The sequence below is a fragment of the Ligilactobacillus salivarius DSM 20555 = ATCC 11741 genome, from assembly GCF_001435955.1.
Taxonomy (GTDB): domain Bacteria; phylum Bacillota; class Bacilli; order Lactobacillales; family Lactobacillaceae; genus Ligilactobacillus; species Ligilactobacillus salivarius.
Map to the genome: position 1 here is coordinate 1 of NZ_AYYT01000005.1, position 22,753 is coordinate 22,753.

The 22,753-nt window shown below is 32.5% G+C and carries 18 protein-coding genes and 1 pseudogene; 15 read left to right on the plus strand and 4 right to left on the minus strand.

Annotation, left to right across the window (positions count from 1 at the left end):
• From FC55_RS09880 to FC55_RS03810, 3 genes and pseudogenes are all read left to right on the plus strand, one after another.
• Window positions 1–151, plus strand: a pseudogene (locus FC55_RS09880) (RNA-guided endonuclease TnpB family protein); the annotation flags it as partial.
• Between the two features lie 279 nt (window positions 152–430).
• The gene (locus tag FC55_RS03805) at window positions 431–1,210 is read left to right on the plus strand and encodes a DUF4931 domain-containing protein (protein ID WP_003700437.1); all 780 of its coding nucleotides are present in this window, start codon (window positions 431–433) and stop codon (window positions 1,208–1,210) included.
• 8 nt (window positions 1,211–1,218) lie between these two features.
• Window positions 1,219–2,076, plus strand: a complete 858-nt coding sequence (locus FC55_RS03810) for a metallophosphoesterase family protein (RefSeq protein ID WP_003700436.1) — start codon at window positions 1,219–1,221, stop codon at window positions 2,074–2,076.
• A gap of 66 nt (window positions 2,077–2,142) precedes the next feature.
• On the opposite strand, the gene apf (FC55_RS03815) is transcribed toward FC55_RS03810, so the two are convergent.
• The 3 genes from apf (FC55_RS03815) to apf (FC55_RS03825) all read right to left on the minus strand — a co-directional run bounded on the left by apf (FC55_RS03815) (window position 2,143) and on the right by apf (FC55_RS03825) (window position 4,847).
• Entirely contained in the window at window positions 2,143–2,796 is a 654-nt protein-coding gene (apf, locus tag FC55_RS03815; RefSeq protein ID WP_003700435.1) for an aggregation-promoting factor, read from the minus strand.
• Window positions 2,797–3,402: 606 nt separating this feature from the next.
• Window positions 3,403–3,729: a rhodanese-like domain-containing protein gene (locus FC55_RS03820; RefSeq protein ID WP_003700433.1), complete on the minus strand. Its 327-nt coding sequence runs from the start codon at window positions 3,727–3,729 to the stop codon at window positions 3,403–3,405.
• A gap of 110 nt (window positions 3,730–3,839) precedes the next feature.
• The gene (gene apf / locus FC55_RS03825) at window positions 3,840–4,847 is read right to left on the minus strand and encodes an aggregation-promoting factor (protein WP_003700432.1); all 1,008 of its coding nucleotides are present in this window, start codon (window positions 4,845–4,847) and stop codon (window positions 3,840–3,842) included.
• Window positions 4,848–5,133: 286 nt separating this feature from the next.
• Here apf (FC55_RS03825) and asnA point away from each other — a divergent pair, with 286 nt between their 5' ends.
• The 5 genes from asnA (at window position 5,134) to cydC (ending at window position 12,339) form a co-directional block, all read left to right on the plus strand.
• Window positions 5,134–6,144: an aspartate--ammonia ligase gene (gene asnA, locus FC55_RS03830; RefSeq protein ID WP_011476128.1), complete on the plus strand. Its 1,011-nt coding sequence runs from the start codon at window positions 5,134–5,136 to the stop codon at window positions 6,142–6,144.
• Between the two features lie 282 nt (window positions 6,145–6,426).
• The gene (locus FC55_RS03835) at window positions 6,427–7,845 is read left to right on the plus strand and encodes a cytochrome ubiquinol oxidase subunit I (RefSeq protein ID WP_003700430.1); all 1,419 of its coding nucleotides are present in this window, start codon (window positions 6,427–6,429) and stop codon (window positions 7,843–7,845) included.
• Window positions 7,846–8,862: a cytochrome d ubiquinol oxidase subunit II gene (cydB, locus tag FC55_RS03840; RefSeq protein WP_003700429.1), complete on the plus strand. Its 1,017-nt coding sequence runs from the start codon at window positions 7,846–7,848 to the stop codon at window positions 8,860–8,862.
• Entirely contained in the window at window positions 8,862–10,586 is a 1,725-nt protein-coding gene (cydD, locus tag FC55_RS03845; RefSeq protein WP_003700428.1) for a thiol reductant ABC exporter subunit CydD, read from the plus strand. The genes cydB and cydD overlap by 1 nt, the downstream gene beginning before the upstream one ends.
• Window positions 10,579–12,339, plus strand: coding sequence for a thiol reductant ABC exporter subunit CydC (gene cydC, locus FC55_RS03850; protein ID WP_003700427.1), 1,761 nt, complete (start codon window positions 10,579–10,581; stop codon window positions 12,337–12,339). Before cydD ends, cydC begins: the two co-directional genes overlap by 8 nt.
• A 40-nt stretch (window positions 12,340–12,379) precedes the next feature.
• Here the strand turns inward: cydC and FC55_RS03855 are convergent, their stop codons facing one another.
• Window positions 12,380–13,366 (minus strand): polyprenyl synthetase family protein, encoded by a 987-nt coding sequence (locus FC55_RS03855; protein ID WP_003700426.1) that lies wholly within the window; start codon window positions 13,364–13,366, stop codon window positions 12,380–12,382.
• 247 nt (window positions 13,367–13,613) lie between these two features.
• On the opposite strand from FC55_RS03855, the gene FC55_RS03860 reads away from it, so the two are divergent.
• The 7 genes from FC55_RS03860 (at window position 13,614) to FC55_RS03890 (ending at window position 22,751) form a co-directional block, all read left to right on the plus strand.
• A complete protein-coding gene (locus FC55_RS03860) occupies window positions 13,614–14,519 on the plus strand; it encodes a prenyltransferase (RefSeq protein WP_003700424.1) in 906 nt (301 codons plus the stop codon).
• Between the two features lie 13 nt (window positions 14,520–14,532).
• A complete protein-coding gene (locus FC55_RS03865) occupies window positions 14,533–15,738 on the plus strand; it encodes an NAD(P)/FAD-dependent oxidoreductase (RefSeq protein WP_003700423.1) in 1,206 nt (401 codons plus the stop codon).
• A 123-nt stretch (window positions 15,739–15,861) separates the two neighbouring features.
• Window positions 15,862–17,151 (plus strand): NCS2 family permease, encoded by a 1,290-nt coding sequence (locus tag FC55_RS03870; RefSeq protein ID WP_003700422.1) that lies wholly within the window; start codon window positions 15,862–15,864, stop codon window positions 17,149–17,151.
• 384 nt (window positions 17,152–17,535) lie between these two features.
• A complete protein-coding gene (locus tag FC55_RS03875; protein ID WP_081036603.1) occupies window positions 17,536–18,711 on the plus strand; it encodes a GGDEF domain-containing protein in 1,176 nt (391 codons plus the stop codon).
• A complete protein-coding gene (locus FC55_RS03880; RefSeq protein ID WP_003700420.1) occupies window positions 18,656–19,711 on the plus strand; it encodes a hypothetical protein in 1,056 nt (351 codons plus the stop codon). The genes FC55_RS03875 and FC55_RS03880 overlap by 56 nt, the downstream gene beginning before the upstream one ends.
• A gap of 11 nt (window positions 19,712–19,722) precedes the next feature.
• Window positions 19,723–21,183, plus strand: coding sequence for a glycan biosynthesis hexose transferase WsfD (gene wsfD / locus FC55_RS03885; protein ID WP_003700419.1), 1,461 nt, complete (start codon window positions 19,723–19,725; stop codon window positions 21,181–21,183).
• Window positions 21,180–22,751 (plus strand): hypothetical protein, encoded by a 1,572-nt coding sequence (locus FC55_RS03890; protein WP_003700418.1) that lies wholly within the window; start codon window positions 21,180–21,182, stop codon window positions 22,749–22,751. The genes wsfD and FC55_RS03890 overlap by 4 nt, the downstream gene beginning before the upstream one ends.
• Window positions 22,752–22,753 lie beyond the last annotated feature (2 nt).

Here is a 22,753-nt window from a genome sequence, read left to right on the forward strand (position 1 = left end):
TCGCAATCATGAAAAACATGAATATCACTGTGATAATTGTAGTTATCGTTCTAACGATGACCGTATCGGTGCCATGAATATCCAATTACTTGGAACTCAGTATATTAGCGGACAAGAACAACCTAAATTTGAACTAACAACTAATGCGTAAACGTGTTAGTTAAGTGGGTGCTGTCAACCACCCAATGACGTAGCCACGTATAGTGTGGGAGCAACGAAGTTGCGTTATTACCACTGACCGTAAGGTCGTGAGTTACAAGCCTCAGTCTTTAGACTGGGGCAGTTGACTTTTGGTTCTTAATAAAGATAGACTTATTTTTGGTTCTTAATAAAGATAGACTTATAATAGTAGTATAAGGAAAATTTAGCATGAAAATAGGGGATTTGTGCTAAAATAGTTAAAGTGATTATTATTAAGGACGTGAACTAATTGAGTAATGAAGAACTATTAATTTTTCATTTGCAAGTTGCACGTAAAAAGCCAGAAAATATTAAACATCCTGAAGGTTACTGTCCTTTCTGTGATAGAGAGAATTTGACTAATATATTAGATAAGGATGGAGATTGCATCTGGCTTGTAAATAAGTTTCGTACACTTCAAGATACAATGCAGACGATCATTATTGAATCTAAAGACCATCTTGGAGATCAAAGTAGTTACAGTCAACTTGAAAATCGGAAAATTATAAAATATGCTTTAGAATGTTGGCAAAAGATGATTAATCAAAATAAGTATAAGAGTGTTTTGCTATATAAGAATTTTGGACCACGATCTGGTGGTAGTTTAAGGCATCCGCATTTTCAAATTGTAGGATTAGATAAAAAGGATGGATATGCTAATATTTCATCGAAAAACTTCCAGGGAGTAGATGTCGTTTCTAAAAATAATGTTCAACTTAACATTTCTCGCTATCCTTTAAAGGGATTTGTTGAGTTTAATGTTCAAATGTCACAAGATGGTGATGTTGCAACTTTTGCTGATTATATTCAATCAACTGTTAAATTTATTTTGAGCGATGACTTTTATCATGGACACTATGACTCCTATAATTTATTTTTCTATAATATAGATCAAAAAATCGAGTGTAAGATAATGCCACGTTATGTAGCTAGTCCATATTTCATAGGTTACCAAATTTCTCAGGTTAATAATGAGGAAAGCCTTATGCAAATTGCAGAAGCATTACAAAAAAGAATTTTAGCAGAGTAGGTGATTAAATGGGTGAAAGAATTGCCGTCTTTTCAGATGTGCATGGGAATACGACTGCATTAGAGGCAGTTTATCAAGATTCAATCAAACAAAAAGTTGATAAGTACTGGTTTTTAGGTGATTTATTTTCTCCTGGACCAGGTGCTCAGGACTTATGGGATTTATTTAAACAAATAAAACCTGAAATATGTATTCGTGGAAATTGGGATAATTTGTTTTTAAATGCTCTCAGAGGAGTAGTTGATACTGATAGGACAAGTTTAGTTTATATCTCTAAATTGGCACAAACATTGTCTAAAAGGTTAGACGCTAATGAAGTAACGTCTACTATAAAAAAATGGCCTATAAGGGAAGAAACAAGGGTTAGAGATATTAGGGTAGGATTGACACACAATTTACCTGATTTAAATTACGGACAGGCTTTGTATCCTACTGAGAAACAGCGCAATTTCAATGAATTGTTTGATGGAAATCAAAATCTTGATTTAGCTATTTATGCCCATGTTCATCACCCACTAATGAGATATAGTAGCGATGAGCAATTCGTTTTAAATCCTGGATCTGTAGGGCAGCCGTTTTTTGCATGGGATAAATTTCAAAAAGATATGCGTGCTGAATATTTGATTTTAGAAATTGATGAACATGGAATTCAAGAAACGAACTTTAGGAAAGTCTATTATGATAGAGATTTAGAATATAAGCGGGCTGAACTAGCTAATTTACCTTATTTAGACATTTATAAGTTACAACTTGTGACAGGAAAAGTACATACACATGATCATGAATTGATGAAGAAAATTAATGATGAACGTGGTTACTTAAATGATGTAATAAAATTTAATGAAAAGGTACGAAAAAAAGGATAAAGAAAAAAGCAAGTAAATCTGACTAGAGCCAGAATTTACTTGCTTTCGTTATATTATGGTCTTATTTTAGTACCAACCATGTGATTGCCAGAATTGTTGAGCAGCAACCCATGAACCATAACGTGATGTTACGTATTGGTTAGCAACTCTTTCTTGGTTAGCAGCAGAGTAGTCACCATTTAAATATGATGCAGATAATTGATACTTACCAATGTATTGACCATTAGTAGCTGTATAACTACCACCAGATTCCTTATTAGCGATCCATGCTTTAGCAGCTTCTTCACTTGAGCTACCTGTAGCTTGGTAGTTGTAACCAGAGTTAGTAGTAGCTTGAGTATTAGCATTAGCGTTGTAGCTATAGTTATTATTGTTATTGTAGCTATAGCTAGGTGTTGTAGCTGCTTGGTAATTATAGTTATAAGTTTGAGCTGGTAATTGGTAGTTATTTGTTGTAGCACTTGTTGTAGTTGCATTATCGGAAGCTGTTGCTTGACCATTTTCACCTACTTCAAGTGTTTGACCAGCATAAATTAAGTTTACGTTTGCTAAGTTATTTAATTGTTGGATACTATCAACTGTTGTATTGTGCTCTTGAGCAATCTTAGAAACTGTGTCACCAGGTTGTACGGTAACTTGGTCCGCATTTGCTGCAATAGTTCCAACTGCGAGTAAACCTGCTGCGGCTGTAACTGACAATAAAGCTTTGTTGAATTTCATATAAAAAATATTCACTCCTGTAAATTAAATCTATTATTTGTGTATCTACTTAATTCGCCTGTTATGCGAATCAACGGTTAGAAGTATACGGAAAGAATATAACAGTGAAATTCCAGAAAGGTTACTAAAATCAGCTTTAATGTAATAATTATTACAGTTTGTAGTATTCAGAAACATAAAATCGTCATTTTTTAATAAGAACATTGCTATAATAGCAATTCAAGAGTGGAAATTATATGACAAAAATCGGCTTTTTTTGTCAAGCATTTTGTTTATTAGAAAATATTTAATGATAAAAAGTAGGAATTTTTGCTAATTTTCTTTGAAAAACGCTAGAATTTGGACAAAATACCATTTTTTGTAAAATTACTGTTATTTTGAAACAAAAAATGGAAGGGCTTTCCCTTGTTTTTTTACCCTTAAAAATAAAATAACATTTTACTTTTAACTAAGAAAAGAAGATAATACATTGCAATTATTATTAAAATAGATTTTTTTCGTAAGTTTTAAAATAAAAGCTCCCATAATTAGACGACAAGTTTTAACTAGGGAGACTTCAGATAGAAATTTTTATAATAAAAAAGCAAGGACGAATCCTTGCTAAAGTTACTTATCATGTTCTAGTTTACCAGTCCAACTATTTAAGCCACCTTTAACATTGATGGCTTTATATCCTTTGTTACGCAAAATCTTAGTAGCTTCTTCACTACGTTTACCAGATTGACTGATAAGATATATTCTATTTTTCTTACTATTAGAATAGCTATCAATTTGAACCAAAGGATAATTTCTAACATTAGGTAGATGTGCAGTGTGGAATTCGGGTGGAGTCCGTACATCTAAAACTGTTATCGGAGTCTTTTTAGCTAATAATTCAGCTAATTTATCAGTTGTAATAGTAGGAGTCTTACTAAAAAAATTAGTAAAAAACATTTTTAATCACCTTTATAATTTGTATATCTAATAGACAATTTTAAGTTAAAATTGCAAAGAATACAATAAAAAAATAGGAAGATAAAAACTTCCTATATATAGTAATTATATTAATACCAGTTATTTGCTTCCCAATGAGCTTTAGCAGCAGTCCATGAACCATAACGAGAAGCTACATATTCATTAGCAACTTTTTCTTGGTTTTCGGCAGAATAGTCACCATTCAAGTAAGTTGCAGTTAATTGATACTTACCATAGTAGATACCATTCTTAGCTGTGTAACTACCACCAGATTCCTTATTAGCAATCCATTCTCTAGCAGCATCTTCATCGCTAGAAGTAGAGCTAGTAGTAGTATTTTGAGTAGCTGTTGTAGTAGCAGCAGGTGTAGTACTTGCTGAAGAATAGTTAGAGTTAGTATTAGCTACAGTATTATTTACAGAACTAGTAGTATCTGTCCAAGTTGTAGTAGGAGCTTCAGCAGGTGTATTTTCTACATATGTTGTAGTAGCAGGTGCTTGAACTTCTGCTTGTGCTTGAGTTGTTGTAGTTTTTGTTTCTACAGGAGCTGCTGTTTGATCAGTAGTATTTGTGGAAACTGCATCATTTGTTGTAGTAGCTGCTTGATCAGTATTTGTAGCATCAACTTGTGCTTCAGAAGTTGTAGTATCGCTAGCAACATTAGTTTGAGCATCTTGAGTAGTTGTATCTTCAGGAGTAGCTGTTTGGTCAACAGTAGTTGTAGTATCTTGAACTTGATCTGTTGTAGCAGGCACATTATTTTGAGCAGCACTATAATCAGTTTGAGTATAGTTAGCTTGTGCATCTGTATTTTGAGCGTAATTTTGTTGGTATTGGGATGCAGTTTGATATGTAGTTGTAGTATAACTACCATCGCCCATTTCAAGAGTTTGACCAACAAAGATCAAATCAACATTTTCAAGGTTATTTAATTGTTGTACGTTATCAACGGTAGTAGCATGGTCTAAAGCAAGTTGAGAAACAGTATCACCGGATTTTACAGTGATTTTGTCAGCTTTAGCACCATTAGCAGCTGCACCAGTTGCGATAATACCAGTAGCGGCAGTTAAGGATAATAAAGTCTTGTTTAATTTCATATACTAAGTTCACTCCAAATTAAATAGATTTTCTGTCTATACTTATATAGTATAACTAAAAATCGTTTACATTAAAATAGTAAAAATATTACTAAGTTATTAATTTTTTGTAATCTTAGCTTTTTTTAATTATTTTTTTGAAAGGGGAGAAGAAATAATAAAGTTGGGTAAAGGTTGATAAATAGCTAATAGTAAGTAGAAATTTATTTTAGATAAAGTATTGTAATTTACTGATGCTTAGTGTAGTATTAATGACATATTAATTAATAGAAAAGAAGTGATTAGATTGGATTTAATTATTCCAAAGGATTATGATCCTAAATTATCAATCCGCGAAACCCAAGAAGCAATTCGTTATATTCGCGAAACATTCCAAGATGAATTTGGCAAGGAAATGGGCTTAAATCGTGTTTCAGCTCCAATGTATGTCGAAAAGAGTTCAGGGATTAATGATAATTTGAATGGATATGAAAAACCAGTATCTTTTACTATGAAAGATATGCCTGGCGAAACCATCGAAGTTGTCCATTCTTTGGCTAAATGGAAACGTATGGCCTTAAAGAAATATGGCTTCGGCTTACATGAAGGTTTATATACTAATATGAACGCTATTCGCAAGGATGAAGATTTGGATAATTTCCATTCTAGTTATGTTGATCAATGGGATTGGGAAAAAGTCATTTCCAAAGATGAACGCAATGAAAAAACATTAAAAGAAACAGTTGAATTAATCTTTAAAGTTGTCAAGCATATGGAACACGAAGTATGGTACAAATTCCCTAATGCTGTTTACCATTTGCCTGATAAGATTCATTTTATAACTTCACAAGAATTGGAAGACAAATATCCAGAGTTAGAAGATGCTAAAGATCGTGAAAATGCCATCTGTAAAGAACTAGGTTGTGTCTTTGTGATGCAAATTGGTGATGTTCTAAAGAGTGGTAAGCGTCATGATGGTAGAGCTCCTGACTATGATGATTGGAAATTAAATGGTGACATCTTATTCTGGTATGAACCATTACAATGTGCTTTAGAATTATCAAGTATGGGTATTCGTGTTGATGAAGATTCTATGGTGGAACAGTTGAAGAAGACAGGCGATGAAGATCGTTTGAAATTACAATATCATAAGATGATTTTGAACAAAGAATTACCATACACAATTGGTGGAGGAATTGGACAATCTCGCTTATGTATGTTACTTCTAGGTAAAGCACATGTTGGGGAAGTACAAGCAAGTATTTGGCCAGATGAAATGCTTAAAAAATGTGAAGAAAATGGTATTCATATTTTGTAGTATCAAGTGATGATTATCATTAGATATAAATAATGTATGTAATTTTAAATATGATACTAAATATTTTATTAAAAGTACTAGTAATTAAATGATTACTAGTATTTTTTTGTGTATTTAAGTAAACCATCTAAATTAATTAAAATTATATTGAAAACATTTTCAAACAAAAATGGTATAAAATATTGAAAACAATTAATAAAAAGGCTAAAATAACATTGTAAAGAATTATTTAAGATTAGTGGTATACTGATTTTTTTAAAATTTGAATGGAGGTTTATCGTTATGAGTATTTTAAGTTTGGCTCGTTTCCAATTTGCCATGACGACCATATTCCATTTCTTCTTCGTTCCATTTTCAATCGGAATGGTTTTTATGGTTGCGTTGATGGAAACATGCTATGTTCGTACAAAGAACGAAGCTTATAAGAAAATGACAAAGTTCTGGGGGAATATTTTCTTGTTGAGTTTCGCTGTTGGTGTTGTAACCGGGCTTATTCAAGAGTTCCAATTTGGTATGAACTGGTCAGATTACTCTAGATTCATGGGGGATATCTTTGGTGCTCCACTTGCTATGGAAGCTTTACTATCTTTCTTCATTGAATCTACATTTATTGGTTTATGGATGTTTACTTGGGATAGAGTGAAACCAGGTTTGCACTTATTCTTTGTTTGGATGGTTGTAATTGGTACAATGACATCTGCTCTTTGGATTTTGACTGCTAACTCATTTATGCAACATCCAGTAGGTTACACAATCCGTAATGGACGTGCTGAAATGACAAGTTTTTCTGCTCTATTAAGAAACCCACAAGTTTGGTATGAATGGGGACACGTTATTTCTGGTGCTATCATGATGGGTGGTGTAGTTGTAGCTGGTATGGCTGCATTTAGACTTTTGAAGAGAAAGTCTCTATCTGAAGTAAGTAAGGATATTTTCAAACGTTCAATGCGTTTAGGTATGATTGTAAGTTTACTAGGTTCCTTATCTGTAATGGGTGTAGGTGACCTTCAAATGAAAGACTTACTTCACACACAACCAATGAAATTTAGCGCAATGGAAGCATTGTACAAAGATACTGGTAAATCAGCAGGTTGGACAGTTGTCGGAATTGCTGATACCAAGAATCATAAGACAAATTATACAATTGAAATTCCAGGTATGTTGAGTGTTCTTTCCTATGGTAAGACAACTGGTTCAGTTAAAGGTATGGACACAATCAACAAAGAATTACAAGCAAAATACGGAACTAAGAATAATTACTACGTTCCAGTTAACACATTATTCTGGAGTTTCCGTGTAATGGCAGGTTTTGGTGCTTTAACATTCCTTGTATCTGCTTTAGGATTGTTCTTCACACGTAAGAAGAAGGCAAGCTTATTTAATACAAATTGGATGTTGTGGGTTGTAGCTTTAATGACATTTACACCATTCTTGGCAAATACATGTGGTTGGTTAATTACAGAATTAGGTCGTTACCCATGGACTGTATATGGATTGTTTACAATCGCACAAAGTGTATCACCAAGTGTTTCTGCAACATCATTATTGATTTCAAACATCTTATACTTTACAATCTTCACAGTTCTAGCTATTGTAATGGTTGGCTTTGTAGTTAAGGAACTTCGTAAAGGTCCTGACGAAGCTAGTGAACCTGAATTTGCAAAACATGGTTTAGATCCTTTTGACAAGGAGGCGTTTTAGATGACTGCTTTACAATTTTTATGGTTTATTTTAATTGGGGTACTATTTGCAGGTTTCTTCTTCCTTGATGGATTTGATTATGGTGTAGGGATGGCAACTAAGACTTTGGCACAAAATGATGCTGAAAGAACTCAATTAATTAGAACAATCGGTCCAGTTTGGGACGGAAATGAAGTTTGGCTCATCACTGCTGGTGGCGCAATGTTTGCATCTTTCCCTTACTGGTATGCATCCTTATTCTCAGGATACTACTTAATTTTATTAATTATCCTATTAGGTTTAATTATTCGTGGAGTATCATTTGAATTTAGACATCATGCTGAAGGTGCTAAGAAGAGAACATGGGATTGGACTTTAGCAATCGGTAGTTTCATCGTACCATTCTTCTTTGGTATTTTATTCATCAGTATGGTTCAAGGCATGCCAATTGATGCTAATGGTAATATGCATGCTGGTTTCTTTGATTACATCAATGTCTTTTCAGTTGTTGGTGGTGTAGCTTTAACTTTATTAGTTTACTTACATGGTTTGAACTACATTGCATTGAAGACAGAAGGTGCTATCAGAGATAGAGCTAAGAACTATGCTCAATTCTTATATTGGGTACTATATGTAGGTTTGGTTGTATTTGCACTATTGTTAATTTTCCAAACAGACTTCTTGAAAGTACATCCAATTAGCACATTAGCTATTTTAGTTGTAATTGTACTTTTAACTGTTTTAGCACATGTATCAGTATTTAAAGGTAAGGAAATTAATTCTTTCATTTATAGTGGATTGACTTTAGTAGCTTTAGTAGCATTACTATTCTCAGGTTTATTCCCACGTTTGATGATTTCCTCTATCAGTGCTAAATACAATTTAGTAATTTCGACAGCATCTTCAACACCTTATACTTTGAAGATCATGACAATTGCAACATTCTGTCTTTTACCTTTTGTATTGGCATACACAATTTGGGCATACTATATCTTCAGAAGAAGAATTAAAATGCCTACTATAACGGAGGGTGAATAATGTTTGATAAGGGTTTATTAACCCTGACAGACATTAAAAAAACTATGAGAGGGCTTGTAGGACTTTATATCCTACAAGCTTTTCTTATAGTTGGTCAAGCTGTCAGTCTAGGGTTAGTGATTACACATTTATGGAATGGAAAACCGCTTAAGGAACAATTTATCTATATTATTGGTTTTATGATTTCTTTTGCCGGAAGAGAAGGACTACAGTGGTGGAGCAATCGCTGGTTAGACGATTATGCACGTGTGGAAGCAAAAAAATTACGTAAAACTTTATTAGAAAAAGTCTTCATTTTAGGACCAGAATTGGTACAGAAACAAGGAACTGGACACATGGTCACTTTGACTTTAGATGGTATTTCTGAAGTTGAAGATTATATTCAACTAACACTTAGCAAAATGATTAGTATGATGATTGTGCCAATTGTAGTTTTAGCGATGGCCTTTTATCTGGATTGGGTATCAGGAGTAATCTTATTCTTCATCTATCCTTTAATTGTATTGTTTATGATTATTTTAGGATATGCAGCTAAGGCTAAGGCAGATAAACAATTTGTTTCTTTTCAACGTTTATCCAATCACTTTATTGATTCTTTACGAGGAATTGATACATTAAAATACTTTGGTTTAAGTAAACGATACGCCAACAGTATTTATAAGACAAGTGAACGCTTTAGAAAGACTACAATGAGTGTATTACGCGTTGCAATTCTTTCAACATTTGCGTTAGACTTTTTTACAACTTTATCAATCGCGGTAGTAGCTGTATTTTTGGGATTACGTTTGATCAATGGTGAAATTACATTATTTCCAGCTTTAACAGTATTGATTTTATCGCCGGAATACTTCTTACCAATTAGAGCATTTGCTAACGATTATCATGCAACTTTAAATGGGAAAAATTCTTTCCACTCAATTCAAGAAATTATCAATAGTGCTGAAGTCAAAGAAAGTAAGTTAGAGCTTCATCAATGGCAACCTACAGATAGTTTGAAACTAGATAATATTGAGTTTGCTTATGATGATAATGCAGAGCCAGTTAAGTTTAATACAGAGTTTACAGGCTATCAAAAAGTTGGAATTATTGGAATGAGTGGGGCTGGTAAGACAACTCTAATTAATTTGTTAAGTGGCTTTTTACCTTTGAAAAATGGAAAATTTGAAATTCAAGGTAAAGAAACCACTGATTTAAATGAAGATGCATGGCGAAACCAAATTATCTATATTCCACAAAGCCCATATATCTTTGATAATACTTTGCGTTACAATATTGCTTTCCATACACCTGATGCTAGCGATGAAGAAATTATTGAAGCAATTAAAGCAGTAGGATTGGAAGATTTATTAGAAGAACTTCCAGATAAACTTGATACATTAATTGGTAATGGTCAAAGAACTTTAAGTGGTGGACAAGCTCAACGAATTGCTTTAGCTAGAGCATTTTTAGATAAGCAAAGAAAAGTATTGATTTTTGATGAACCAACAGCTCACTTAGATATTGAGACTGAATTGGAATTAAAGGAAAGAATGTTACCTTTAATGAAGGATAGATTGGTAATTTTTGCTACACATCGTCTACATTGGATGAAAGATATGGATAAAATCGTCGTCTTAAAGGATGGAAAAATTGCCGAAGAAGGACAATATGATGAATTGTTAGCTCATCAAGCATATTTCTATGAATTATTAAATCGAGCAAAAGGTGGTGAAAAGAATGTTTAAGAAAATTCCATTATTACAAGAATTGAAAAAAGATACTTGGGTTAAGCCTTTCTTGAAAAAATACAAGAAAACTTTGGTACTAGCAATTTTCTTAGGAATTTTAACATTCTTTTGTGCAGGAGCCTTGATGTTTAATTCTGGTTATCTAATTAGTCGTTCAGCTACACGTCCAGAAAATATTTTGCTAGTTTATGTTCCAATTGTTTTGACACGTGCATTTGGTGTAGGTAGACCGGTATTCCATTATCTTGAAAGATTAACAAGTCATAACTGGGTTTTTAAAATGACTTCTGATTTACGTGTTAAGTTATACAAAGCTTTGGAAAAAGATGCTGTATTTTTTAAGAGTAAGTATCAATTAGGCGATGTCTTGGGATTGTTATCAGAAGATATTAATCACATCCAAAATTTGTATCTAAGAACTATTTTCCCAACCTTTGTTGCATGGGGACTTTATGTATTTATTGTAATTGGAGTCGGTATTTTTTCAATTTGGATGGGACTTTTGATGTTATTAATGATAGGCATTATGTTAGTAGCATTCCCAATCTGGTCAGTTATCGTAAATGGTGCTAGACAAGAATATGAAAAGAAAATAAAGAATGAATTATACCTAGACTTAACTGATAATATTGTTGGGATTACAGATTGGATTTTTGCTCAACGTGGTCGTGATTATGTTAAGCTACATGAACAAAATGAGGAAAAATTGATAGATGTTCAAGAAAAACTACATCATTTTGATCAAATCAGAGATTATCTCTTACAGTTAGTGTTTATGTTGGTAGTTGTGAGTCTTATTTTATGGGGCGGTACATACCTAGGTGGCAGTAATGGAGTATATACAGGTCTAGCTAACTGGATTGCTGCTTTTGTTTTGTGTCTTTTCCCTGTGGTTGATGCATTTGCAGTAATTCCAGCTGCTTCACAAGAAACTAATGTATATAAGGATTCTTTAGTTAGATTAAATAGACTACAAGATAATTCATTTGAAGAAGAAAAATCAGAAATTAAATTAATTGCACCTTATGATATTAAATTAGATAATGTGCATTTTAGATATGAAAATGGTAGTCGTGAAATCCTTAAGGGTATTAACTTAGATATATCTTCTGGCGATAAGTTAGCAATTTTAGGTCGAAGTGGTTCAGGTAAAAGTACGTTAGCTAACTTGATTAGAGGGGATAGAGTTGCTACTGAAGGTACGATTACTATAAATGATATTGACGTAAGCAAAGTTGGCGATCAAATTTCCAATTATATTGGAGTAATACATCAGACTCCATATTTATTTAATACTACTATTTTAAATAATCTTAGAATCGGAAATGAAGAGGCTACTATCGAGCAAGTATGGCAAGTGCTGGAACGTGTAGGCTTGAAAGATATGGTTAAAGCTTTACCACAAGGGCTGGAAACAATGGTGGACGAAGCCGGAATGCGTTTTTCTGGTGGTGAAAGACATCGAATGGCATTGGCAAGAATTTTGTTAAAAGATGCTCCAATTATCATTTTAGATGAACCAACTGTGGGCTTAGATCCATTAACTGAACAAGAAGTAATTTCAATTTTTAATCGTGAATTGAAAGATAAAACTTTAATTTGGATAACTCATCACTTACAAGGTGTTGAAGCAATGGATCAAGTTATCTTTATTGAAGATGGAACTATTGAAATGCAGGGTAGTCCTGATTATTTGAGAAAAACAAACGAACGTTATCAAAAGCTTAAAGCAATTGATGAAGGACGATAAAATAAAAGTCATCATTCTAAAAAATTAGAGTGATGACTTTTTAATTTGTACGTTTTAATAAGACTTTAGTAAGTTTAGCAAGTTTCTTTTTAGCTGTAGAATCAGGTAATTTATCGATATCAATAAGTGCTTTATTAGTAAATTTAGCAGCTAAATCTTTAGCTTTTTCTACACCACCTAATTCAACGACTAAAGCTTGGATACGTTGAATTTCAGGTAAAGTTAGGTCTTGCTTTTTAGCTAATAAAGTATGTAATTCATCTGAATCTTCATTAAGAACTAGCAATAATGGTAAAGAATAAACCCCAGTTGCCAAATCTTCGAGAGTTGGTTTATTAAGTCTTGATGCGTCAGAATAATCAAGAATATCATCTAAAATCTGGAAACTAATTCCGATATTTTGTCCGATTCTAGTAGCTAAGCTAACGGTTTGTGAAGAAGCTCCACCAAAATATGCTCCTTCAGCACTTGCTAAGCGGAAAAGATAGGCGGTCTTACCATTTACATTACGCAAATAATTCAAGAAAGTTTGTTGGGTATTGTAGCGATGTTTCATCTGATTTAATTCGCCTAATAAAATTTTCTTCATAGTTCTTGAATTGATCTTAAAAAATGGTGTGTCTAAAACATTATCAGTGATTAAATCAAAGAAGACTGTAAATAAATAATCACCAGCATAGACTGCAATATCCTTACCAAATTGGCTTTGGACACTAACTTCACCACGCCGTTTAGGAGAATCATCAATAATATCATCATGAATAAGTGTGGACATATGTAAAACTTCAAGTGAAGTAGCTATATCAATGAGTTTTTTATCGTCTACACGATTTTGTGAGTCTGCTGTTAATTTGGTAAATAGTAAGAAAAAGGCTGGACGTAAAAATTTACCGCCATTGCTTGCCATTTTTGATAGAGCAGCTTGTAAATCAGGATAGTCGACAGAGATTTTATCTTGAAGATTATGTTTAACTTTTTCGATATCTTTTGCCAATTCAGGGTACTGTAACCATAAATTGAATGCCATTTTTTCACCACCTTAATGATAGTCTATGTTTCTATTTTACCCTAAAATAGCCTGTGCAACCACGATGAATTAAAAATTATTTTGAAGAATATGATTTTGTAATGAGTAAATAAAAAATTGAGACAAATAAGCAAAATTATTTTGCTAAATATGAATTTTTTGAGAGATTATTGTAACTAATTACATAAGAATATGGTAATATATTATGTAGAGGGTAATATATTTTATTTTACTAGGAGGCAGAGTTTTGTCTTTAAAAGTCTTCCTAGAGCTTGTTGAGATCAAAGCTAAAACGGCAAGTATTTTACCATTTTTGATAGGAATTTGTTTTAGTTATTACTACTATAACTCAGTACACTTAGGTCTATCGGTGGTATTTTTTATTGCGATGCTTTTGTTTAATATGGCAGTTGACGCATTAGATAATTATAATGATTATCACCATGCAGTTGATAAACTAGAATATAAGCGTAAGACAAATATCATCGGAAGAGAAAATATCTCTCCTAAATTGGTATTTGTAATTTTAGCAATTATGACAGTAATTGCTGCAATTATGGGACTATATCTAGTATATGTAACTGGCTTGCCATTGCTTTGGATGGGAATGTTTTGTTTTGCTGTAGGAATTTTCTATTCCTCAGGTCCACGTCCTTTATCTAGTTTACCTTTAGGAGAATTTTTCTCCGGTATTACAATGGGTTTTGTAATAAGCTTAATCTGTGTTTATCTTAATTCATACCAAATATTTTCATGGCATTGGGAGAATCTAGCTAAGGTATTTTTGATTTCTTTACCAAATATTTTATGGATCTCTAATCTAATGTTAGCTAATAATATTTGTGATTATGACGAGGATGAAAGAAATAATCGACACACAATTGTTCATTTTATTGGTGTAAAAAATGCTTTATTTGCATTTAGCTTGAAGAATGTTTTAGCATTTGCTGCAATTATTCTATCTTTTTATCTCAAGCTAGCACCATGGACAAGTTTGTTAGCTTTGTTGGCAATACCATTTGTATATAAACAAGATAGGATGTTGATGAAAGAACAAGTTAAATCCAAAACATTTAAGTGTGCAGTAAAGATTTTAGCTTTTGGTTCATTTATACAAGTTCTAACCTATTCTATTGGATTATTATTTTTGTAGGAGGTTTTAAACCATGAAAGAAGTTTTAGTTTTAGGTGCTGGCTATGCGGGCTTAAAAGCAGTTAGAAATCTTCAAAAAGAAGTAGGAGACAACGCTCATATTACTTTAGTTGATATGAATGACTATCATTATGAAGCTACAGAATTGCACGAAGTTGCTGCAGGTTCTGTAGACAAGAATAAAATTACATATCCAATTAAAGATGTTTTGAATAACAAGGTTAAATTTATTCAAGACGAAGTAGTTAAAGTAGATGCTGATAAGAAGACTGTTGAATTGAAGAATTCAGGTCAATTACGCTATGACTACTGTGTATTAGCTTTAGGTTTTGTATCTGAAACATTTGGCATTAAAGGTGCTTTAGATAATGCTTTACAAATGACAGATATTGACCAAGCTGTTGCTATTCATGAACACATCGTTGAAACTATGAAGAAGTATCGTGAAACACAAGACAAGGAATACTTGAACATTGTTGTTTGTGGTGCTGGTTTCACAGGTATCGAATTAGCAGGTGCTTTAGTTGATGAACGTCCAAAATATGCTAAGCTTGCAGGTGTAGACGAATCTGAAATTTCTATCACAATTGTTGAAGCTGCAACTAAGTTATTACCAATGTTTAGTGAAAATCTTGCAAACTACGGTGTATCATTAGTTAAGAGTTTAGGTGTTAAGATCATGACGGGTTGCATGATTAAAGAAATCCAAGATGGTCGTGTAATGTACGCAACACAAGATAACGAAGAACTTCAAGCAGTTCCAGGTAAGACAATTATTTGGACAACTGGTGTTAGTGGTAGTCCCGTTATGGGTGAATCTGGTTTCAAGGAACGTCGTGGTCGTGTAATTGTTAATGATAACTTACTTGATCCAGATCATGATGATTTATACATCATTGGTGACGTATCTGCTCTTATGGATAAGGCAACAGATCGTCCATACCCAACAACAGCTCAAATTGCTACACGTATGGGTGCTTATGTTGGACATGCAATTGCTCAACGTTTGAAGGGTGAAGTTCCAGAACCATTTAGTTACAACTCCTTAGGTACAGTTGCTTCTGTTGGTAACACACATGCCTTTGGTCTTGTAGGTAAGAAAGAATACAAAGGTTTCCCAGCTTCATTCGTCAAGAAGATGATTATGAACAAATCATTAGCTGATATTGGTGGGGCAAAAGAATTATTTGCTAAAGGTCGTTTCGACTTATATCACTAGAATTAATGACAAGAGAGCTATCTCACTTAGGTGAGGTGGCTCTTTTTTATGGGCTATCCCTTGACTATGAAACCTATTTCCGCTACATTAAAATAGTTGCACTTTAAGAGAAAGGGCGAAAGTATGGAAAATAAAATAAAAAGATCTTGGCAACCCAAGAAAACACCAATTCAAAAGGAAATTTTAGCAGGGATTACAGGATTCTTTGCAATCTCTTATATTATTATTGTTAATCTGATAATTTTAACTGATGCAGGAATTCCAGCTAATTTAAGTGTCTTTGCAACAATTTTTTCTTCATTTATAGGTTCATTAATAATGGGTATTTGGGCTGATGCGCCAATTATCATTACTCCAGGAATGGGGGTTAATGCATTTTTTACCTATACTTTAGTTGTAGGGATGGATTTAACTTGGGAACAAGCTATTGCGATCTCAATAATTAGTAGCTTTTTATACATGGTAATAGCGTTTACTCCAATTAGTGAGTATTTAGCACAAAAGATACCACAAAATTTAAAGATAGGGATAACAGCTGGAATTGGAATGTTCCTAGTAGTTTTAGGATTAGAAAAAGCTGGCATTGTTAAGTCAGGTGGCAGTCGATCTTTACTAGCTATGGGTAACTTATTAGCACCTGAAGTTATTCTATCCTTATTAGGAATAATGTTAACTTTGATCTTATTTTTACGTAGAGTTCCAGGTGATTTTATAATAGGAATAATTGTGATTAGTATTTTAGGGAATATCATCGGAGTGAAGGGCTCGAACGTACCTAATATTAGATTGACCGAGATTAGTAAGTACAGTGAAATTGTTGCTCAAGGTGATTTTAGTCAGCTATTTACGTTAAAATTTTTAATAGCAATCTTTTCTATGACAATGATCTTAGTTTTTGAATCGATGGGGATTTTAGAAGGGTTACTGCCAATTAAATCACAGTTCAAAAAGGCATTTCAAGCAAGTTCAATTGCAGCTTTTCTTTCAGGATTTTTAGGAACTAGTCCAACAGTAGCAGCAGCTGAAAGTGCTTCTGGTATTCAAAGTGGTGGTCGTAGAGGGGCAATGGCAATTACTTCAGGTTTATTGTTTTTAGCAGCAATTTTCTTGATTCCATTATTATCATTTATACCTGAATCAGCGATTGCACCAGTAATAATTATTACAGGAGCCATTATGATGCAACAGTTAAGATTTGTAAAATTTGCAGATTTTAGTGAATGGTTCCCAACATTCTTGATCCTAGTCTTAATCCCTTTAACTAGTTCAATATCAACAGGTCTAGCTTTTGGATTCATCGTATATCCAATCTGTAAATTAGTAGTAGGAAATTATCGCGATGTATCTAAAGTGATGTATGCTTTAAGTTTATTATTTTTGATTCAACTAGTTTGCGAATCAATTATAGGATAGTATCAAAACGTTTGCGTGAATACGTAGACGTTTTTTTGATTTGCATATTAAAATTAATAAATTAAAATAATATTTTTTCGCTATATAAATTAATATCAAAAAATAAATAATGATTTATTGAAAAAAATTGCTGATATACGAAATTTTATACTTATTACTCACTTTGAGAAATATAAACGTTTATTAATAGTATCATTAAATATTCAGTTGTGATACTTGGCAAAAAAACTAGGATATAATTAGTAATCCTTATTAAAAATAGCGATTATATCACTAAAAAATGATGATTGACAACTAGAGCAAATATTTATATTATCTAATAGTACGAGTAATAATTTAAGAGTGAAAGATAATTTATTTTAGTATTTAGGTGGTGAAACACTATTGTACAAGGCGATTATTTTGTCTTTAGTGATGCCTCTGATGATAGTTAGCTTATTATACAGTCAGTGGACTTTTTATAAAAGTTATATTGAGGAACGTTTAAGTAAGGTTCAAAGTTATGTTGCTGTATTATTAATCTTTTGCTTATATCAATTCTTTATTATAGAATTTTGTCGCTCCACAATTGATGGCTTGTATTATCAATATTCAATGGCGATTTTGAGCTTCTATTTATCAAATTACATGCGTGAAAAATATTTAGGACATGTAATGTTAGTGCTTGCGCCATTATTTGATAATTTCTTTCTATATACTATCAACGATATTCCTGCAGCAGCGATGCTTAATTTTGCTTGGGAAGGTGCACTATTACTAATTATATGTGAAATCTTCATTAGAATTGAAGCACTGCCACTGATCTACCGCTGTACATTAGAATTCCTAATTGTTAACCAAATTCCACCATTGGTATATTTTGTATTGCCTGGTAAATATCATGCGATGAGTGCAACACATTTTACATTTGCATCAATAATAGATGTAACCTTAGGGACGTTATTAATGTTTGCAGTGGCAAATGTTTACGTTAACTTCCTAACTAAGCAATATGAAGAATTGAGAATGGCAAGATATGATGTATCTCATGATGGACTAACAAACTTGTTAAATTATGATTCATTTCATAGTCATATGAATGAGTTATCACAAAAGAGCAGTAGACATCAAATAATTTGCATCTTAGATATTGATGATTTTAAAAAGTTTAATGATACTTATGGTCATCTTGAGGGTAATGATGTATTGGTTTATTTTACTAAACGTTTGTTTGCTGAAGTTAAGGCTCATTTTGGTGAATTAGCTTCAGTATATCGTTTTGGTGGAGAAGAATTTTGTGTTTCTGTACATGGAGTAACAGTTGAAGATTGTCTAGAGATGACAGATAAACTAGCTGAAGAATTACGAACTAAAGATTATGTAACAGCAACCGGTGATAAAATTACAGTCACATTTTCTGGAGGAATTGCCCTAGGATGTGATAAGAAAGATATCAAAACTGTTTTAAGAGAGGCCGATAAAGCACTCTATTACAGTAAACGACATAAAAAGGGGAGTGTAACCTGTGCTAAAGATTTGGAAAAGAAGTCTACTGATACTGATATGCCTCTTAGCTACTAATTTTCCAAATTTAGTTAAGGCAGATACAGTTACTTCTAGTGATGCACTGGTTCATTTCATAGATAATAAGCTAACAGGAAAATATGGAATATATACTAATTATTTAGCAAAAATAGGCAATGATGATACTTTAGCAACAGGTCATCAATATTTAAGTGAATCATCTGGATATTATCTGCAATATTTAGCTGAAACAAAGCAAAATAAAAAGTTTAGAGCATTTTATGCGTTAACGAAGAAAACTTTTTATCGTCAAGGAGTATTCTTATATCGTTTTGATGCCAAACATCCAGATAAATATCAAGTTAATGCAACAGTGGATGATTTGCGTATTATATCCGCATTAGTGACTTATGATAAAGTTAATCACACAAAAAAGTACCAGTCTGAAGTTAAAGATCTATACAAGAAATTAAGTATAAGAGTGAAACAAGCAGGCTTATTGACTGATATGTATAGTCTTGATAGTAAGACACATAATCAGTTGGTTACTTTGTGCTACCAAGATTTATCTGTTTTGAAGAAATTAGATTCAAGGAGTTATCACAAAGCTTTACGAGTAGTGGAAGAGGGTAAAATTAGTCGTGAAGTGCCATTATATTATCAAAGTTATAACTTAAAGGATAAAAAATATGCTAAAGATAAGTTGGTAACTCCTCAGCTTTTAATAACATTTTTACATTTAGCTGAGGTAGATAAGTTACCTAAAGATAGTTTGAATTGGGTAAAACAAAAAGTAGACACACAAACTTTATACAATGCTTATTCTGTTACAGGAAAGGCAGAAGATAAGTCTACTTCAGCAGCTAATTATGCAATTGCGATGATGATAGGGAATGCAGTTCATGATGACCAATTGTATGATGCTGCAAAAAAAGTTTTACTATCGATGCAAGTTACAGATAAGAAATCTGAAATTTACGGAAGTTTTGGAGATAGTAAGACTAAACAGGTATATTCATTTAATGAATTAAATGCTTTAGTAGCATTAAATCAATAGGAATGTGAGTAATGATAGAAAAATTTAGGAAAAATATTTCTCCGCCCCTACTAGCCTGTGTTTTAGCAGCAGTGATAGTGGGGTATTTGTTATTTGTATCTCCAATTAATGGATATGCAGATAACGGGGATTTTGCCAGGGTAATTTATATTAATGGAATCTACCCATTAGATACGAAGAATTACCAGTATACAACTTATTTAACGCAACATTATGGGTTATTTAAATACTACAATGAACATATTGCGATGCTATTTTCTTCACAGGGTATTTTTGTAAAAACAGCAGTATTGTTAAATAAGTTATTCTACAGCAAAACAGTGTTTGATATTAGGTTTATGGGATTAGTTTATTACGTCTTTTATTTAGGGGCAATTTACTTACTAACTCTAGCTGTAACAAACTCAAATAGGCGCAAAAATGTAGATTATGTAATAGCACTAATTGTAGTTTTGATGTTTGCTGATTCATCGCTGACATTGTATTTTAACTCTTTTTTCGCTGAACCAGTTATGATAATAGCAATGATGTATATTACAGCTTCTTTATTATTACTGATGAAAAAACATTTTGCTCGTAGTTGGTATATGCTAGCAGTGTATTTTTTGTCATCATTAGCATTGGTAACTGTTAAACAGCAAAATGCACCATTAGCATTGAGTTTAGTTGTAGTTACAATCGGAATTTATTTTGTATATAGAAATAAATTGTCTAGATTACTAATTCCAATTTCTTGTTTAATCTTATTGGGATCAGGGATTGCGACTTATGTAATGATTACAGATCAATTTAGTAATATTAATAGTTATCAATCAATGACTCGAGGAGTAATGTTAAAAGAACAAGATCCGGGTAATTCTCTAGAAAAGGGTGGGATATCTCGTCAATATGGATTGTTGAAAGGGGATATTTATACCCAAACTTATGCCGCAACATCTATTAAGTCTAAAAACATAACCAAGGATTTTATTCCAAAATATAATTTTGCTTGGATTTTGAAATATTATCTAACACATAAGCAACAATTTAATGAAATGTTAGACGTAGCTGCACGTGATGGTTACCTAGTACAAATTAAAGCGGTCGGTGATTTTACTAAAAAATCTGGTGCAAAACCGCATCAACAAGTGCAATACTTTACTTTATATGGAGCGATGATGAAGGCTTTCTTCCCTAAAAAGTTTGCTTTCTATATGACATTATGTGTAGTTTTAGTTGCTTTATATATAGTAATTTTTGTTATTAGCGTAAAAAGTAATGAAATGGAATCTGCAATTAAAGTTTTTATGATAATTGGATATACAACAATGGTGATAGGGACCTTTATTACAGCGGTTGTTGGTGACGGTGATGCTGATTTAGCTAAGCATTTATTGATGGTACCTTTATCATTAAACTTAATTTTCTTGCAGATAATTTCAGATGTCTTACATCATAATTTTTGGCATCCTTCGAGGGAGGGTGAATATTGAAAAGATATTTATTATTAATTTGTTTGTCAATTCTCAGCATCTTGAGTATACATATTCCAGTACAGGCAGATGATAATCGACCAGTTTTGTTAGTGTATGATAGTGAAAATGTCTACTATAACGGTTCTAAAAAAATTGATTCTGTTCAAAGAATGTTAACGGCAGACGGGTTAAAGGTAAAAACAGTTATGTTAGAAAATTACCGAAGTGGAGAATTGAGCGACAACAAATATCGGGGAGTAGTAACTCTGATTAATTGGCAGGAAGCTGATTTAAGTAATGATAGCTTTACACATGATAGAGCTAAATTCTCAGGTACTAAATTGCATATTGGGCCTAATTTACAAGATGATGAATTAGAAGGCTTACATGCAAAAAAAGGTATGATTATTAAGCAGCAGTTAACACTGTCAGATGATGGAATAACAGAACAGATACCATATACTAATCGAATGGAATATTTGGTAGACGTTGCTGGTAGTGACAAATATGGTGTTTTGAATACGCAAAATGTAGGAAATCAAAAAACTTTACCATATGGGGTCAAAGTAGATAGTAATGCCTTCCTACCATTTTGGAATACTAGTGGTTTAGCAGTTAATTGTGAAGAGAAATTAATTGCTGATTTGTTTAATACGAAGACAGATAGTAGGCCATTATTAGTAATTAATAATGTTACACCAACAAGTAATCTAGAATATCTTGATAAGTTAGTTGATGATTTATATCGTAATAATATTCCTTTTGCAGTCAGTGCAACTAATGTCGAAGGTAATACCAATCAATTTGCTTATAAGAAATATATGTATTCTTTAAGAATAATTGAATTGAAAAATGGAATTATTTTTATGCGAGTACCATATTTATATTCCTATACTGGCAAAGAAATTAATGCGCAGAATTTAAAGGCAACAATGAGTGAACGTCTGCAATTAATGGTAAGAAGTGGTGTTTATCCAACTGGTTTATCTACGCCTAATCATTGGAATCAGGATGCAGTTTTAGGAAAAGTCGGATTAAAATCAGCTTCTAATGTTTTGCTACTGCCAGATCCTAAAACATATCCAAAAGTTAAGCAAACGGATTATAGTCAAGAATTTGATAAGGCATATTATGTAATGTCTTTAAAAGATTTGGATAAGGCTAAAACGACGGTATCTTTGACTAAAGCAAATAATTTAAATTACACTTTACCGACAGCCTTGAATATAAAAATGCCACGAACATTGTCGGAATTACGTAAGGTTGAGAAGAGTGTCTCGGGATCAGAATTAAATTGGGAAAATCCAGCTGCAGAAGATAATTCAAGAGAAATGAATTTTGCAAAAATGAAGTTGGAATACCATGCTGGAACGTATTTTGTTAATGGTAATGAACAAAATATTAACGATACTGCTCCAGTTCAAAAGAAACATAAACACAAAGAATACCAAGAAACTGGTTTGAATTTGATCTTATCTTATCAAGGTAAATTCTTAACAGTCTTCATTTTAGTAACTTTGATAGGCTTTGTCTTACTTATTTATAAAGGTCGCAAAGTTTATTGGGATAAATTTAAAAGAAAGTAGGA